This is a genomic window from Aeromonas sp. R10-2 (assembly GCF_040908445.1).
Classification (GTDB): domain Bacteria; phylum Pseudomonadota; class Gammaproteobacteria; order Enterobacterales; family Aeromonadaceae; genus Aeromonas; species Aeromonas veronii.
Genome location: NZ_JBFODS010000086.1, coordinates 26193 through 40532, shown reverse-complemented (window position 1 = coordinate 40532; position 14340 = coordinate 26193). Strand labels below are relative to the sequence as shown.

The 14340-nt window shown below is 60.7% G+C and carries 13 protein-coding genes and 3 tRNA genes; 11 read left to right on the top strand and 5 right to left on the bottom strand.

What is annotated here, in order from left to right:
* Positions 1 to 13: 13 nt before the first annotated feature.
* Together AB5Y97_RS16590 and AB5Y97_RS16585 are read left to right on the top strand one after the other, a co-directional pair.
* A complete protein-coding gene (locus tag AB5Y97_RS16590; protein WP_290433921.1) occupies positions 14 to 1567 on the top strand; it encodes a PAS domain-containing methyl-accepting chemotaxis protein in 1554 nt (517 codons plus the stop codon).
* 66 nt (positions 1568 to 1633) lie between these two features.
* Positions 1634 to 1984: an MGMT family protein gene (locus tag AB5Y97_RS16585; protein ID WP_368158496.1), complete on the top strand. Its 351-nt coding sequence runs from the start codon at positions 1634 to 1636 to the stop codon at positions 1982 to 1984.
* An 84-nt stretch (positions 1985 to 2068) separates the two neighbouring features.
* On the opposite strand, the gene AB5Y97_RS16580 is transcribed toward AB5Y97_RS16585, so the two are convergent.
* Complete coding sequence (locus AB5Y97_RS16580; RefSeq protein WP_164882955.1) at positions 2069 to 2239, bottom strand: hypothetical protein; 171 nt, start codon at positions 2237 to 2239, stop codon at positions 2069 to 2071.
* Between the two features lie 115 nt (positions 2240 to 2354).
* Complete coding sequence (topA, locus tag AB5Y97_RS16575) at positions 2355 to 4976, bottom strand: type I DNA topoisomerase (RefSeq protein ID WP_010673895.1); 2622 nt, start codon at positions 4974 to 4976, stop codon at positions 2355 to 2357.
* A gap of 360 nt (positions 4977 to 5336) precedes the next feature.
* Between topA and astB the strand changes: the two genes are divergently transcribed.
* From astB to AB5Y97_RS16540, 7 genes are all read left to right on the top strand, one after another.
* The gene (gene astB, locus AB5Y97_RS16570; RefSeq protein WP_368158494.1) at positions 5337 to 6674 is read left to right on the top strand and encodes an N-succinylarginine dihydrolase; all 1338 of its coding nucleotides are present in this window, start codon (positions 5337 to 5339) and stop codon (positions 6672 to 6674) included.
* 241 nt (positions 6675 to 6915) lie between these two features.
* Positions 6916 to 7000, top strand: a tRNA-Tyr gene (locus tag AB5Y97_RS16565).
* 38 nt (positions 7001 to 7038) lie between these two features.
* Positions 7039 to 7123 (top strand) — tRNA-Tyr (locus tag AB5Y97_RS16560).
* 44 nt (positions 7124 to 7167) lie between these two features.
* A tRNA-Tyr gene (locus tag AB5Y97_RS16555) sits at positions 7168 to 7252 on the top strand.
* A 142-nt stretch (positions 7253 to 7394) separates the two neighbouring features.
* Positions 7395 to 7685: a hypothetical protein gene (locus tag AB5Y97_RS16550; protein ID WP_201946211.1), complete on the top strand. Its 291-nt coding sequence runs from the start codon at positions 7395 to 7397 to the stop codon at positions 7683 to 7685.
* Positions 7686 to 7962: 277 nt separating this feature from the next.
* Entirely contained in the window at positions 7963 to 9324 is a 1362-nt protein-coding gene (yegQ, locus tag AB5Y97_RS16545; protein ID WP_005334895.1) for a tRNA 5-hydroxyuridine modification protein YegQ, read from the top strand.
* Position 9325: 1 nt separating this feature from the next.
* Positions 9326 to 9574 carry a YfhL family 4Fe-4S dicluster ferredoxin gene (locus AB5Y97_RS16540; RefSeq protein WP_005334896.1) on the top strand — a complete coding sequence of 83 codons (249 nt, stop codon included), beginning with the start codon at positions 9326 to 9328 and terminating at the stop codon, positions 9572 to 9574.
* Positions 9575 to 9630: 56 nt separating this feature from the next.
* On the opposite strand, the gene AB5Y97_RS16535 is transcribed toward AB5Y97_RS16540, so the two are convergent.
* Positions 9631 to 10023 carry a DUF1090 domain-containing protein gene (locus tag AB5Y97_RS16535; RefSeq protein ID WP_201946213.1) on the bottom strand — a complete coding sequence of 131 codons (393 nt, stop codon included), beginning with the start codon at positions 10021 to 10023 and terminating at the stop codon, positions 9631 to 9633.
* Positions 10024 to 10181: 158 nt separating this feature from the next.
* Between AB5Y97_RS16535 and AB5Y97_RS16530 the strand changes: the two genes are divergently transcribed.
* Together AB5Y97_RS16530 and AB5Y97_RS16525 are read left to right on the top strand one after the other, a co-directional pair.
* Positions 10182 to 10535 (top strand): DsrE/DsrF/TusD sulfur relay family protein, encoded by a 354-nt coding sequence (locus AB5Y97_RS16530; protein WP_005334901.1) that lies wholly within the window; start codon positions 10182 to 10184, stop codon positions 10533 to 10535.
* 174 nt (positions 10536 to 10709) lie between these two features.
* Positions 10710 to 11792, top strand: a complete 1083-nt coding sequence (locus tag AB5Y97_RS16525) for a diguanylate cyclase (protein ID WP_151285604.1) — start codon at positions 10710 to 10712, stop codon at positions 11790 to 11792.
* Between the two features lie 34 nt (positions 11793 to 11826).
* On the opposite strand, the gene AB5Y97_RS16520 is transcribed toward AB5Y97_RS16525, so the two are convergent.
* A complete protein-coding gene (locus AB5Y97_RS16520; RefSeq protein ID WP_201946215.1) occupies positions 11827 to 13050 on the bottom strand; it encodes an MFS transporter in 1224 nt (407 codons plus the stop codon).
* 180 nt (positions 13051 to 13230) lie between these two features.
* A complete protein-coding gene (gene sohB, locus AB5Y97_RS16515; protein ID WP_040098535.1) occupies positions 13231 to 14238 on the bottom strand; it encodes a protease SohB in 1008 nt (335 codons plus the stop codon).
* Between the last annotated feature and the right edge of the window lie 102 nt (positions 14239 to 14340).

Sequence of the window (14340 nt, the reverse complement as noted above, 5' to 3'; positions counted from 1 at the left end):
GGAGCTTACCCTTATGGCCCGCAAACACGCCCAGGTCGTGGACAGTGAAGTGGAATTTCCCGCCGACGTGCAACTCGTTTCCACCACGGATCTGCGCGGCGTCATTACCTACGCCAACCCCGCCTTCTGCCGCATCGCCGGTTACCAGGTCGATGAACTGGTCGGCCACAACCACAACCTGGTTCGCCACCCCGACATGCCCAAGGCCGCCTTCGCCGACCTCTGGGATCGCCTCAAGGAAGGCAACCCCTGGCGGGGAGTGGTGAAAAACCGCTGCAAGGATGGCCGCTATTACTGGGTCGACGCCTACGTCACCCCCATCTACGAGCACGGCAAGATAAGCGGCTACCAGTCGGTGCGCTGCAAGCCCGACCCCCAGCTCAAGCAGGCTGCCGCCCAGGCCTATCGGGCCCTGCTTTCGGCCGAGCAACGGGGCACCCCGGCCCGCCCCTCGCTGCGCCGTTTCAGGCCGCTGATGCTCGGCCTGCCGCTGCTGGCGCTGCTGGTCTGGGCCGCCCTCACCCAGGGCCCCCTCACCGCGCTGCTGATGCTGCTTCCCCCCCTCGCCATTGCGGGCGCCTACTGGCGCGAACTCATCGCCCTGCCCCGCTATCTCAGGCAGCTCGGTCAGCAATATGACAGCCTGACCCGGCTGGTCTATTCGGGGGATGCCCCGGGGGCCATCGCCGATTTTCACCTGAAGATGCTGCAGGCCCGGATCCGCACCGTGCTGGGGCGGGTCGACGATGCCACCCATCCGCTGCAGGCCCTGGCAACCGATCTGCAGGACTCCTCACACCGCGCCTTCCTCGACATCAACGAGCAGGATGCCCAGACCCAGCAGATGGCGGCCGCCATGACCCAGATGGCCAGCACCGCCCACGAGATTGCCCGCAACATCCAGGACACCAACGGCCAGATGACCGAGGCGCGCAGCAGTTGCCAGAGCACGGTGGAACAGCTGGACCAGACCCAGCAGCAGATGACCAGGCTGGCCAGCCAGGCGGAGCAGGCCTTCCACTCCGCGGTGGAGCTCGCCAGCGAGTCGGAGCGCATTGGCAGCGTGATGGGTGAAATCCAGGGCATCGCCGAGCAGACCAACCTGCTGGCCCTCAACGCCGCCATCGAGGCCGCCCGTGCCGGCGAGCAGGGGCGCGGCTTTGCGGTGGTGGCGGACGAGGTGCGCACCCTGTCGACCCGTACCCACAAGGCGACCGAGCAGATCCAGGGCAGCATCAGCCAGATCCAGCACACCCTGGAGCGCTGGCAGGGCATGATGCAGGACAACCTGGCCCAGACCCGGGAATGCGTCGAGATGACCCGCCAGGGATCAGGCAACCTGCACCTGGTGCTGGGTGAAATCGATCAGGTGACCGAATTCTCCACCCAGATTGCCGCCGCCGCGGAGCAGCAGCAGGTGGTAGTGGAGGAGATCAGCCGCAACATCCACCAGATCTCCGAATACTCCCGCGCCAACAGCCAGAAGATCCAGGCGGTGGACGACTCCAGCCAGGAGCTGCTCAGGCGGGCCCGCGAGCTCAGGGGACTGAGCCAGACCTTCGGCTGACAGATTGCAAGCCCCATGACAGAAGCGCCACAATGGCGCTTCTGCTGTTTTTGACGAGCCATCATCATGAGAACGAACGCGCCCCCCCTGGACAAGACGGCCCGCATCGAGGCGATCCTGGCCCTGATCCCCCCCGGCCGCGTGGTGAGCTACGGCCAGGTGGCGGATCTCGCTGGCCTGCCCGGACGAGCACGACTGGTGGGCAAGGTGTTGCGGGAAATCGACAAGGTGCTGCCCTGGCACCGGGTGCTGGGGGCGGCAGGCACCATTTCGCTGCCAAAAGGATCCGCAGGCTTTGACAAGCAAGCGGGGCTGCTGCAGGAAGAGGGGGTGCCCGTGATTGGCGGGCGGGTCAGGATGCGGGAGTGGCAGTGGCAGCCCGACCTGGCCGAGCTGCTCTTTCTGGTTCCCTTCTGACGAGGCTGGCACGTCCCGAAGGGATGGGGGCTCTTGCAACATAAGGGAGGGCCTCTGTGATCGCCCTCCGTCACGTTCTCTTCCCTAGTCGCCGGCAATGGGTCCCAAAATGTCATCGCTGCGCACCTGTACCGGGATGGTCTCATCCTCCCGTTGCAAGAGCACCAGCAGACTCTGTCTGTCCACCTCCAGCACATAGGCGGTTCCTTCACGGGTCAGGCAGGTCATGCCTGGCCGTATTTCATGTATCTCCATGACAACTCCCTGTCTTGCGCTGCCATCCATGCAGCCATTCCAGTATATCGCCATCCACCAACAAAGAAGCCCCTCGCAAGGGGCCTCTTTCATCATGCTGTGAGCGGCGTCGCCATCAGGCTTTCTTCGCCTTGGGCAGGCTCTCCTGCCATTTTCCGTTGTCGTAATGGGCTGTCCAGCCGGTCGCCTTGCCGTTGACCTCGGTCATCACGTACTGCTCCTTGGTCTTGCGGCTGAAGCGCACCACGGAGGCGTTTCCGTCAGGATCTGACGCCGGGGCGTCCGCCAGGTACTGGTGCTTGGGGGAGAGGCGATCGCGGAAGCGCTTGAGCTCCTCCACCAGGGGCGCACGGGTCTCGCGGGATTTGGGGAAGTTGCTGGCGGCCAGGAAGAGGCCGGCGGCGCCGTCCCGCAGCACGAAGTGGGCGTCGGACTGGGTGCATTTCAGCTCGGGCAGGGGTACCGGATCCTCTTTCGGCGGCGCAATGTCGCCATTTTTCAGGATCTTGCGGGTGTTCTTGCAGCTCTCGTTGGTGCAACCCATGTATTTGCCGAAACGGCCGTTCTTGAGCTGCATCTCGGAGCCGCAGCGATCGCACTCGATGCTCGGCCCTTCGTAGCCCTTGAGCTTGAACTGCCCCTGCTCCACCTCGTAGCCATCGCAATCCGGGTTGCGACCGCAGACGTGCAGCTTGCGGCTGTCGTCGATGATGTAGGCGTCCATGGCGGTGCCGCAGATCCCGCAGCGATGCTTGGCACGCAGCGCATCGGTTTCCGCCTCGTCCCCGTCGGTGGCGGAGACGAACTCGTCCGCACTGACCAGGTTGATGGTCTTCTTGCAGCGCTCCTTGGGCGGCAGGGCATAGCCGGAGCAGCCGAGGAAGACGCCGGTGGTGGCGGTACGGATACCCATCTTGCGGCCACAATCCGGGCAGTCGATGTCGGTCAGCACCATCTGGTTGGCACGCATGCCTCCCTCTTCGTGGGGCTTGTCGGCCTGCTCCAGCTCCTGGGTGAACTCGGCGTAGAAGGCGTCGAGCACCTTCTTCCACTCCAGGCTCCCCTCGGCGATGCCGTCGAGCTTGTCTTCCATCTTGGCGGTGAACTCGTAGTTCATCAGCTCGACGAAGTTCTCCACCAGGCGGTCGGTGACGATTTCCCCCATCTTCTCGGCGAAGAAGCGGCGGCTCTCGACCCGCACATACCCACGGTCGACGATGGTGGAGATGATGGAGGCATAGGTGGACGGACGGCCGATGCCGCGCTTTTCCAGCTCGCGTACCAGGGCCGCTTCGGTGAAGCGGGCGGGCGGCTTGGTGAAATGCTGGCGCGGATCCAGCTTGACCAGTTTCAGCACCTCGCCGACGGTCACCGCCGGCAGCTGGCTGTCTTCACCCTTGCGGCCCATGGGCGGCAGGGCCTTGGTCCAGCCGGCGAAGCGCAGGGTGCGGCCACGGGCCTTGAGCTCGAACTCCCCTGCCTTGACGGTCAGGGTGGAGGAGTCGTACTGGGCCGGGGTCATCTGGCAGGCGACAAACTGGCGCCAGATGAGGTCATAGAGCCGCATGGCATCGGGCTCCATCCCTTCCAGCATCTCGGCAGTCACCTGGACGCTGGAAGGGCGGATCGCCTCGTGGGCCTCCTGGGCATTGGCCTTGGCGCCGTAGAGGTTCGGCTCGCTCGGCAGGTAGGCGGCACCATACTGCTCGCCGATGTATTCCCGCACCGCGTCCACCGCCTCTTTGCTGAGGTTGGTGGAGTCGGTACGCATATAAGTGATGTAACCCGCTTCATAGAGACGCTGGGCCATCATCATGGTCTTCTTGACCCCGAAGCTCAAACGGGTAGAAGCCGCCTGCTGCAGGGTGGACGTGATAAAGGGAGCGGACGGCTTGGAGCCGGTCGGCTTGTCTTCCCGGTTCACCACCTTGTAGTCGACCCCTTCCAGGGCCGCCACGGCGGCGAAGGTCTCGGCCTGGGTCACCGGCTTGAAGTCGGCTCCGTTGCGGCTGACCACCTCCATGCGCAGCTCGCTCTTCTCGGCGGTGAGCAGGTCGGCGTTGAGATCCCAGAACTCCACCGGCACGAACGCCTTGATCTCGCGCTCCTTGTCGACGATGAGACGCACCGCGACGGATTGCACCCGACCGGCGGAGAGGCCGCGGGCCAGCTTCTTCCACAAGAGCGGGGAGACCATGTAGCCCACCACCCGGTCGAGGAAACGACGGGCCTGCTGGGCGTTGACGCGATGAATGTTCAACTCGGACGGCTGGGCGAACGCCTCCTGGATGGCGCTCTTGGTGATCTCGTTGAACACCACGCGCTTGTAGCGGCTGTCGTCGCCACCGATGATCTCGCGCAGGTGCCAGGCGATCGCTTCCCCCTCTCTATCCAAGTCGGTTGCGAGATAGATGGTGTCAGCCTTGGCGGCCAGACTTTGCAACTCGCTGACCACTTTTTCCTTGCCGGGCAAAATCTGGTAGTTGGCCTGCCAGCCTGCGGTCGGGTTGATGCCCATCCTTGAGAACAGGGCGTTGCGATCCTTGGCCGCCTTCTCGGATTCGCTGAGCTTGATGCCGCGAATGACAGGTTTTTTGGGCTCGGTGCTGGCGCTGCCGCTGGTCGGCAGATCGCGCACGTGGCCTACGCTGGATTTCACCACGTAGTCCTTGCCCAAATATTTGTTGATGGTCTTGGCCTTGGCCGGAGACTCCACGATGACCAGTGATTTGCCCATGCTGTAACTATTATCCTCATTGCACCCGACGGGGTTGGCGTGCGGTTTTGTGGGGCTGTATAAGAGATTTGACGGGAAAAAGCAATCTTGCGGGTCAATTTGCCCGACAGCCCGAACCGCCCTGCTTCTTTATTTATTAATGCGAAGCCGGGGCGCGGGAAGCAACCGCTTTTTTGTTTTTATGCTATATCCCCCCCTTTTTTAGATTGGAAATGACATATCCAGCCACCCTTGTGACATAAAAACCCATTCTGGTTATCAGCTTGTTACAAAGGATGAAATCTCTTTATAATGGCCGCACACCGCAGCTTTGTGCGCGGAAGGAACCGCTCCCCATATAAAAATCGAAAGGATATGATCATGAAGCACTTCGAGGTCAACTTCGACGGCCTGGTCGGCCCCACCCACAACTATGCCGGCCTCTCCTATGGCAACGTCGCCTCCCAGAGCAACGCCAAAGAGGCCTCCAACCCCAAGGAAGCGGCCAAGCAGGGGCTGCGCAAGATGAAGGCGCTGACCGACCTCGGCATGGTGCAGGGCGTGCTGGCGCCACAGGAGAGACCGGATCTCGCGACCCTGCGCCGCCTGGGCTTCACCGGCAACGATGCCAGCGTCCTGGCCCAGGCCGCCAGACAGGCCCCCGCCGTGCTGGCCGCCTGCTACTCCGCCTCCAGCATGTGGACCGCCAACGCCGCCACCGTCTCCCCGAGCGCCGACACCCAGGATGGCCGCATTCACTTCACCCCCGCCAACCTGACCAACAAGTTCCACCGCTCCCTGGAGCCCGAGGTGACCGGGCGCATCCTGCGGGCCGTGTTCAACAACGATCGCCACTTCTATCACCACCAGCATCTGCCTGAGAACGACCACTTCGGTGACGAAGGCGCCGCCAACCACACCCGGCTGTGCCGCGCCTATGGCGAAGCGGGGGTCGAGCTGTTCGTCTACGGCCGCAGCGCCTTCGACGTCTCCCAGCCCGCCCCCAAACGCTATCCGGCCCGCCAGACCCTGGAGGCGAGCCAGGCCATCGCCCGCCTGCATGGCCTTGGGGATGAGAGCGCGGTCTTCATTCAGCAGAACCCGGACGTGATCGATCAGGGGGTGTTCCACAACGACGTCATCGCGGTGGGCAACCAGAACGTGCTCTTCTTCCATCAACAAGCGTTCCTCAACACCGAAGCGGTGCTGGCCGAGATCAGCGGCAAGTTTGGCGAGGGAGATTTGCACTTTATCGAAGTGCCGACCGCCGAGGTATCCGTGCTGGATGCGGTGAAATCCTACCTGTTCAACACCCAGATCCTCACCCTGCCGAGTGGCGAGATGGCCATCATCGCCCCCACCGAGTGCCGCGACAATCCGGCTGTCTCTGCCTATCTTGGCAAGCTGCTGACGCAGGAGACCCCGATCAAGGCGGTCCACTATATGGATGTGAAACAGAGCATGCGCAATGGCGGCGGCCCGGCCTGCCTGCGACTGCGGGTTGCCATGAACGATCAGGAACTCGCTGCGGTCAATCCGGCCTGCCTCATCAACGACAGCCAGTTTGCCCGCCTCGATGGCTGGGTGGATCGCCACTACCGCGACCGCCTAACCCTCGATGACCTGCGGGATCCGGCACTGGTGCAGGAGTCCCGCAGCGCACTGGACGAACTGACCCAGATCCTGAAACTGGGTTCGGTCTACCCGTTCCAGCGCTAGATGTGATGCCCGGGAAGACCGCCGACGCTGGCGGTCTTCTGCTATCTGCCTTCTCTTCAGCGCGATCGCCAACTTGCACAGATGCTGTTTTGTGCAGAAAAGCAGCACACAACTTGCTGATAAGCTTGAATTTTGAGCTTGATGTATCAAAAAATCGACGAACAGTCATTTTTTACTGCCAGATGCTTCATCAAGGGGTTCACAAAGCCTCTGGATCTGATAGTATGCGCCTCGCACTTGGGGAGGGGTTCCCGAGCGGCCAAAGGGATCAGACTGTAAATCTGACGGCTCTGCCTTCGAAGGTTCGAATCCTTCTCCCTCCACCATTCAAGTGCAAAGTAGTGACAATCAGGAAATACCCCGTGGAGGGGTTCCCGAGCGGCCAAAGGGATCAGACTGTAAATCTGACGGCTCTGCCTTCGAAGGTTCGAATCCTTCTCCCTCCACCATTTCCCTGATTGCAATGGCTGAATACAATTTGCTTTGCCCCTGTGGAGGGGTTCCCGAGCGGCCAAAGGGATCAGACTGTAAATCTGACGGCTCTGCCTTCGAAGGTTCGAATCCTTCTCCCTCCACCATCATTCAAGAAAACCCGGCCTCGCGCCGGGTTTTCGCTTTCTGCCATTCTCCTCACACTTTTTCGGCCTTGTCAGATCTGACAGTTGCAATTGCATCCCATCTTGCTCATCGTGGCATCATCAACATCAGAGTGTTCATATCATGTTTGAAGTCTGGGACGAGCATGGTCACGCCACCGGTCTGACACTGCAGGCGCTCAAAGTCAGAATCAGCAACGACTATCAGGGCGATCTGATGGTGCGCTACAGCAACAAGCTGGGACTCCCCACGACCCTCTTTCTGACCATTCATCAGGGCATTGCCTATCAACGCTTCAAAGCGGGTTCGCCAAGACTGGATTGGGAATGGCTGGCCACCGCAGGCAATGGCCACAGCCCCCGCAATTTTATGAGCGAACAGTTCCCCGCTTTTCAACTCGCACTGGATAATTGAGCATCAGCAACTATCGCTAACCCACCATCAAAGATTCCCCAAAAGCTGATTTTCCATTCACAGGATATTCCTGCCAAATTGCATGATGACGTGGGGGCGAGTACAATCTCGCACCCCGAATATCCGGCGTATCTTCTGTAGATAGGCCCGGATATGCCGTCATCGGGTCGTGCTGCATTGAGCCTCCTCTCGGAGAGCTTCTTGCACCGCAACTCAACCACTACGATGCCATCAGGTGGCATCGTCCTGATTTGCAATCAGATATAAAGAGTCCGCCATGTTTAAACCAGAATTGCTCTCCCCCGCAGGTTCCCTCAAGAACATGCGTTACGCCTATGCCTATGGCGCAGATGCCGTCTATGCCGGTCAGCCCCGCTACAGCCTGCGGGTGCGTAACAACGAATTCGATCACGAAAACCTGCAGCTGGGCATCAACGAAGCCCATGCGCTGGGCAAGCAGTTCTATGTGGTGGCCAACATCCAACCCCACAACTCCAAGCTCAAGACCTTTATCCGCGATATGCGTCCCGTGGTGGAGATGAAGCCCGATGCGCTGATCATGTCCGACCCCGGTCTTATCATGATGATGCGTGAAGCCTTCCCGGATATGCCCATTCACCTCTCGGTGCAGGCCAACGCGGTCAACTGGGCCACGGTGAAGTTCTGGCATCAAATGGGCCTGACCCGCGCCATCCTCTCCCGCGAGCTGTCGCTGGACGAAATCGAAGAGATCCGCATGCAGGTACCAGAGATGGAGCTGGAAGTGTTCGTTCACGGCGCGCTGTGCATGGCCTACTCCGGCCGCTGCCTGCTCTCCGGCTATATCAACAAGCGTGACCCCAACCAGGGCACCTGCACCAACTCCTGCCGCTGGGAGTATAAAGTGCACGAGGGTAAAGAAGATGACGTGGGCCAGATCGTCCACCGTCAGGAGCCCATCGCAGTGCGTCCGGACAACACCCTGGGCCTTGGCAAACCGACCGATGCGCTGGTGCTGCTGGAAGAGTCCAACCGCCCGGGCGAGTACATGAGCGCATTCGAGGACGAGCACGGCACCTACATCATGAACTCCAAGGACTTGCGTGCCGTCGAACACGTCGAGCGACTGACCAAGATGGGCGTGCACTCGCTGAAAATCGAAGGGCGCACCAAGTCCTTCTATTACTGCGCCCGCACCGCTCAGGTTTACCGCAAGGCCATCGACGATGCGGTGGCGGGTCGTCCGTTCGACCGCAGCCTGATGGGCACCCTCGAAAATCTGGCCCACCGCGGCTATACCGAGGGCTTCCTGCGCCGTCACAACCACAGCGAATACCAGAACTACGACTACGGCTACTCCGTCTCCGACACCCAGCAGTTTGTCGGCGAGATCACCGGTCGCAAAGGTGACATGGTCGAGGTCGAGGTGAAGAACAAGTTCCTGGTGGGCAACAACCTGGAGCTGATGACCCCGCAGGGCAACGTCCGTTTCAATCTGGAGCAGATGGAGAACCGCAAGGGCGAGCTTATCGATACCGCGCCGGGCAACGGTCACGTGGTCTATGTGCCGGTCCCTAAAGATCTGGATGTGAACTACGGCATTTTGCTGCGCAATCTGGGCGACAGCCAGGATACCCGCAACCCGCACACGGCGGCCTGAAATGGCGCTGCTCATCACCGACAAGTGCATCAACTGTGACATGTGCGATCCCGAGTGCCCCAACCAGGCCATCAGTCTGGGTGAGGAGATCTACGAGATCGACCCCAGTCGCTGCACCGAGTGCGTCGGTCACTATGAGAAGCCGACCTGCATCAGTGTCTGCCCTATCGACTGCATCATCTGGGATCCCGCCCACGTGGAGACTGAAGATCAGCTGATGGAGAAGTTTGTGCGGATGCACAGGCAATAAAACGAAAAAAGGCCGAGCAATCGGCCTTTTTTGATCCTGAGTTCAGCGGCTGGCCATCACTTGCCGACCTGCCGGATCAGTTTGTCCAGCTCACGCTGGGCCTCCAGCATCCGGGTCTGGGACTCCTCCAGCCTGGCCTGCCGCTTGGCAATCTTCTCCGGTTTGCCACTGACTCTCGCCTCCTGCAGCTCGAGCAGGCTCTCGTCCACCTCGCCGCGCAGTTTGTTAACCCGCTCTTTCTGCTCCTTGAGCAGACCTTCATCGGTACAGTGGGCCTTGATATTGCGTGCTGCCTGTTCGAGCCCGGCAATCTGCCCGGCATTGTTGTGTGCTTTGGCAAACACCAGCTGGTCGTTGACGGCCTGCAGACGGGCCTTGCAACCGACCGCCTCACTGCCAAAGGCCTGACCCGCCAACAGCAGCAAGCCGGCTCCCAATACTTTCCACATCTCGATTCATCCGGTCTTGTTTGCGAGCTGACCATAAAAACCTCGATCGGCGGCAGGGTCAAGCAAGCGGGAAAAAGGTGCGACAGAAGTTGTGCAACATCACGCAATTGCCAACCTGTTGGTTCTACAATGGCGCTCTTTCCAATCGGGAGTCTGTTATGAATCAACAAATTGTGGTCATTGCCAACGGTGCCCCCTATGGCAGCGAATCCCTGTTCAACGCCCTGCGTCTCGCTATCGCCCTCAACGAACAGGGTGGTGCCAGCCTGAAGCTGTTCCTGATGTCCGATGCGGTGAGTGCAGCGCTGGCCGGTCAGGCTCCGGCCGAGGGGTACAACCTGCGCCAGATGCTGGAGATCCTGCTGGCACAAGGCGTCACCATTCGCCTGTGCAAGACCTGCACCGATGCCCGTGGCATCACCGCCCTGCCGCTGATCGAGGGCATTGAGGTCGGCACCCTGCCGATGCTGGCCCAATGGACCCTGGCGGCCGACAAGGTGCTGACGTTCTGAGCACCCTCTCCGGATCTCTTGCCCCTTTAGCCTTCACCTGACCCTCCATAGCCCCCGCCACGCGGGGGCATTGCGCGCGCCCCTGTCCAACTGACTACACTATCAGTTGCCACGCCTGCTTGTTTGTCCCACCTCACGGACAGCGTAACGCCCAGTAATAAACCGAGGACGACGATGAATCCGACCGAACAGACCCTGCTTGAGCAGATGAGGATCACCGACTTTGAAATTGCCCATCGCAAGGAGTTATTGCTGCTCAATGAGCAGGATGTGGCCCGGCTGGCAAGTTATTGCAGCAAGATAGAACCACGGATCGACGCCCTGGTGGATCGCTTCTACCAGCAGCAGACGGCCATCACCGAAATCGCCCTGTTGATCGGGGATGCCGATACCCTCATACGGTTGCGCACCGCACAACGGCGCTATGTGCTCGATCTCTTCAGCGGCCATTACGATCTGGAGTACGTCAACAACCGGCTGCGGATCGGGCTGGTTCACAAGCGGATCGGGGTCGAACCCAAGCTCTATCTGGCCGCCATCAACACCCTCAAAGCCCTGCTGATCGAGGATATGTTCGAGCAGATCCACGATGAACCGGAGCGTCTCGTCATGCTGGCCGCACTGGACAAACTCTTTCTGTTTGACATCACCCTAGTCTTCGAAACCTACATTCGCAGTCTGGTGTCGGAAATAGAGTCCTCCAGAGAGAAGTCGGAGAACTATGCCAAGAGTCTGGAGCAGAAAGTACGCGAGCGGACCAAGCAGCTTGAGGAGCTGAACCGCACCGACGCACTGACCGGATTGCTCAACGTTCGCCACCTCAACGAGCTGTTGCTGTTAAGCCTGCGCACCTGTCAGCGCCGTGCCGAACCCATGGCCATCGCCTATCTCGATATCGACAACTTCAAGCAAATCAACGATACCGAAGGGCACCAGCGCGGAGACGAGATCCTGCGGATCGTCGGCCACTGCATCCGTCAGGTCTTTCGCGCCGAAGACAGCTGCTTTCGTTATGGCGGAGATGAATTCTGCCTGATCCTGCCCAACTGCAACGAGAGCCAGGCTAGGGATATCTATCTCAAACGATTGGTCAGCACCGTCAAGGAGCAGCTGGGCGATCTCACCCTCAGCATCGGCATAGTGCAGACCGGGCCGGAGCACTACGACGACGGGCTAAACCTGATCCGGCTCGCCGACGAGAGGATGTACGCAGCCAAGAAGGCGCTCAAAGAGAAGACTCCGGGTAGCACGCACTGAACATTCAGCATCACAGATCCCCGCATTAACTGGGTCAGCTCCGCTCAACCACAGACGAGGCCACAGCGGGACGCTGTACTCTGGCACCCCACTCATAAAGCGCAAAAATCGCCACACAAAGCAGCGCCATCAGCACATAGAGCAGCTGCCCGCTCCACTGCTCGAGGATCCAGCCTCCCAGCAGGGCACCGGCGGCACCTCCCAACCCGGCCAATGCGCTGGCGCCAAAGTAGCTCCCCTTGAGGTGGGTGGGGGCCATCTGGTCGATCAGCACGTTGAGCAGGGGGAAGAGGATGGTCTCGCCGATGCTGAGCAGCAGCACGGCGCCAAACCAGTGGCTGCGCACCGTCGGGTCCCCCAGCGCAAAGAGCAATTGGGCCGCCAGAAAGAGCGCCATGCCGATATGAAGCCGTACCCGCACCGGCCAGCGTGACAACAACCGCAGCAGCGGAAACTGCAGCAGCACTACGGTCAGGGCATTGGTCGCCACCAGCAGAGCAACCAGCTCGGCCACCTGCGGCATACCGGCCCGGGTCAGGTATTGCACCAGCGGCGAGTGAAACTGGGAGTAAACCAGCACCATCAGGAGATTGGCCATCACCAGCAGCAGGAAGGCGCGATCCGCCAGCAACACCTTGATGGCATCCCGCAGTCCGGGGCCAGCAGCACCCGGCTTGCCTGTGCTGCCAGCCCGGCGAAATCCCCAGCCAAAGGCCAGCGCCAGCAGCAAATAGCTCACCACCAGAAACAGGAAGGTCTCCTGCTGGGCGTTGATCCCGAGGGTCACTCCGAGCAGCGGCCCCAGCGCGGCCCCCAGGTTGAGCAGAAAATAGCGCAGGTGCAGCGCCAGCTCCCGCGCCTTGGCCGAGGCCAGACTGTCGGCCATCAGCGCCTTGCCGGGGGCATCGATGAGCCCCGACGAGAGGCCACTGCCCATCACCCCGACCCCAAGCCAGAACACCTCGTGCGAAAAACCGAGCAGGCCGAAACAGAGCATCGCCACCAGACAACCGGCCAGCAGTATGCTGCGCCGCCCGAAGCGATCAGAGAGCCAGCCGCCGTAAAAACTGACCAGGGTAGAGAGGGCCATCGAGCCACCCAGCAACAGGCCGATGAAGGTGGCCGAAAGGTCATACTCCCGATAGAGCAGAATGGAGAGGAAGGGCCACACCATGTAGTAGCTGGTACGCACCATGAAGGTGCCCAGAATGACGATCCAGACCAGCGGGGTAAATTGCCTGAAGGTGCTCCATGACATCGCTATGCTCCATGCCCCGCAGCTCTTACCACAAGATCCTGTCATAAACGGGGAAAGCATTCAGTTGTAACAGAGGGCCTCAATAGAAACAACCTTTGCTCACCAGCAAGGTGCAACCGGATGCAAAAAGGCCAGCCGATGGGCATCGGCTGGCCTTTTTATCACGGGATTTCCCTCCGGCTAGCGCCAGGGGCTCTGCTGCCACAGCCGCCCAAGTCCGGCTTCCAGCGCCTGCGCGCCCTGCTGCCCCAGCTTCTGGGTCAGGCTTTTTGGCTTGCGATAGCTGATACCGATCACCTTGTGGTGGCTGGCCTGCGCCAGCAAATAGTCATCGCTGGTGCAGAGGGTATCCACCAACCCCAGCCCCTTTGCCTGACTTGCCAGCCAGTGCTCGCCGGTCGTGACCTGATCGATATCGAGTTGCGGGCGGTGTTCGGCAACAAACTGCTTGAAGCGCTCATGGATCGCCGCCAACTCCTCGCGAAACTTCTCGCGCCCCAGATCGTCGTTCTCGCCGAACATGGTGATGGTGCGCTTGTATTGACCGGCGGTGTGCATCTCGAATTCGATGTCGTGCTTTTTCAGCAGCTTGTTGAAGTTCGGCATCTGGGCTATCACCCCGATGGAGCCGACGATGGCAAAGGGGGCAGCCAGGATCTTATCGGCCACGCAGGCCATCATGTAGCCGCCGCTCGCCGCCACCTTGTCGATGGCCACGGTGAGCTTGATGTCACGATCGCGCAGCCGCTGCAGCTGGGAAGCGGCCAAGCCATAGCCATGCACCACGCCGCCACCGGATTCAAGCCGCAGCAGCACCTCGTCGCCGGGCTGGGCGACGCCAATCACCGCGCTCACCTCTTCGCGCAGGGAGGCCACCTCTTTGGCATCCATGCTGCCGTTGAAATCGAGCACGAACAGGCGACTGCGCTCATCACCGGCCTTGGCGCGCTTTTTCTGCTCCTCTTTTTGCTGCTTTTCCATCACCTTGCGCTCGGCCTTGCTGGCAAGCGCGCTCTTGAGGGCAAACTGCCCCTGCTCCAGCTCGCTCGAGAGATCGGTCACCACCAGCTCCCCCTTGCGCGCTTTCGGCTGGCGAGTGCTGACGATCATCAGGATGATGGCGCCGATGGCCAGCAGGAAGGTCACTGTCTTGGCCAAAAACAGGCCATATTCGGTCAGAAATGTCACGATGGACTCCAGAATGGATCGGTTTTCGTCACATTCTAGGGAGTTTGATGGAGGCGCGCAAAAAATCGCAGCCAGTGCCCGGAAAAACCAACCCGAGCATCA

Coding starts and splice junctions, on each gene's coding strand:
- AB5Y97_RS16590 (WP_290433921.1), top strand. CDS start 14: ATGGCCCGCAAACACGCCCAGGTCGTGGACAGTGAAGTGGAATTTCCC.
- AB5Y97_RS16585 (WP_368158496.1), top strand. CDS start 1,634: ATGAGAACGAACGCGCCCCCCCTGGACAAGACGGCCCGCATCGAGGCG.
- AB5Y97_RS16580 (WP_164882955.1), bottom strand. CDS start 2,239: ATGGAGATACATGAAATACGGCCAGGCATGACCTGCCTGACCCGTGAA.
- topA (WP_010673895.1), bottom strand. CDS start 4,976: ATGGGCAAATCACTGGTCATCGTGGAGTCTCCGGCCAAGGCCAAGACC.
- astB (WP_368158494.1), top strand. CDS start 5,337: ATGAAGCACTTCGAGGTCAACTTCGACGGCCTGGTCGGCCCCACCCAC.
- AB5Y97_RS16550 (WP_201946211.1), top strand. CDS start 7,395: ATGTTTGAAGTCTGGGACGAGCATGGTCACGCCACCGGTCTGACACTG.
- yegQ (WP_005334895.1), top strand. CDS start 7,963: ATGTTTAAACCAGAATTGCTCTCCCCCGCAGGTTCCCTCAAGAACATG.
- AB5Y97_RS16540 (WP_005334896.1), top strand. CDS start 9,326: ATGGCGCTGCTCATCACCGACAAGTGCATCAACTGTGACATGTGCGAT.
- AB5Y97_RS16535 (WP_201946213.1), bottom strand. CDS start 10,023: ATGTGGAAAGTATTGGGAGCCGGCTTGCTGCTGTTGGCGGGTCAGGCC.
- AB5Y97_RS16530 (WP_005334901.1), top strand. CDS start 10,182: ATGAATCAACAAATTGTGGTCATTGCCAACGGTGCCCCCTATGGCAGC.
- AB5Y97_RS16525 (WP_151285604.1), top strand. CDS start 10,710: ATGAATCCGACCGAACAGACCCTGCTTGAGCAGATGAGGATCACCGAC.
- AB5Y97_RS16520 (WP_201946215.1), bottom strand. CDS start 13,050: ATGTCATGGAGCACCTTCAGGCAATTTACCCCGCTGGTCTGGATCGTC.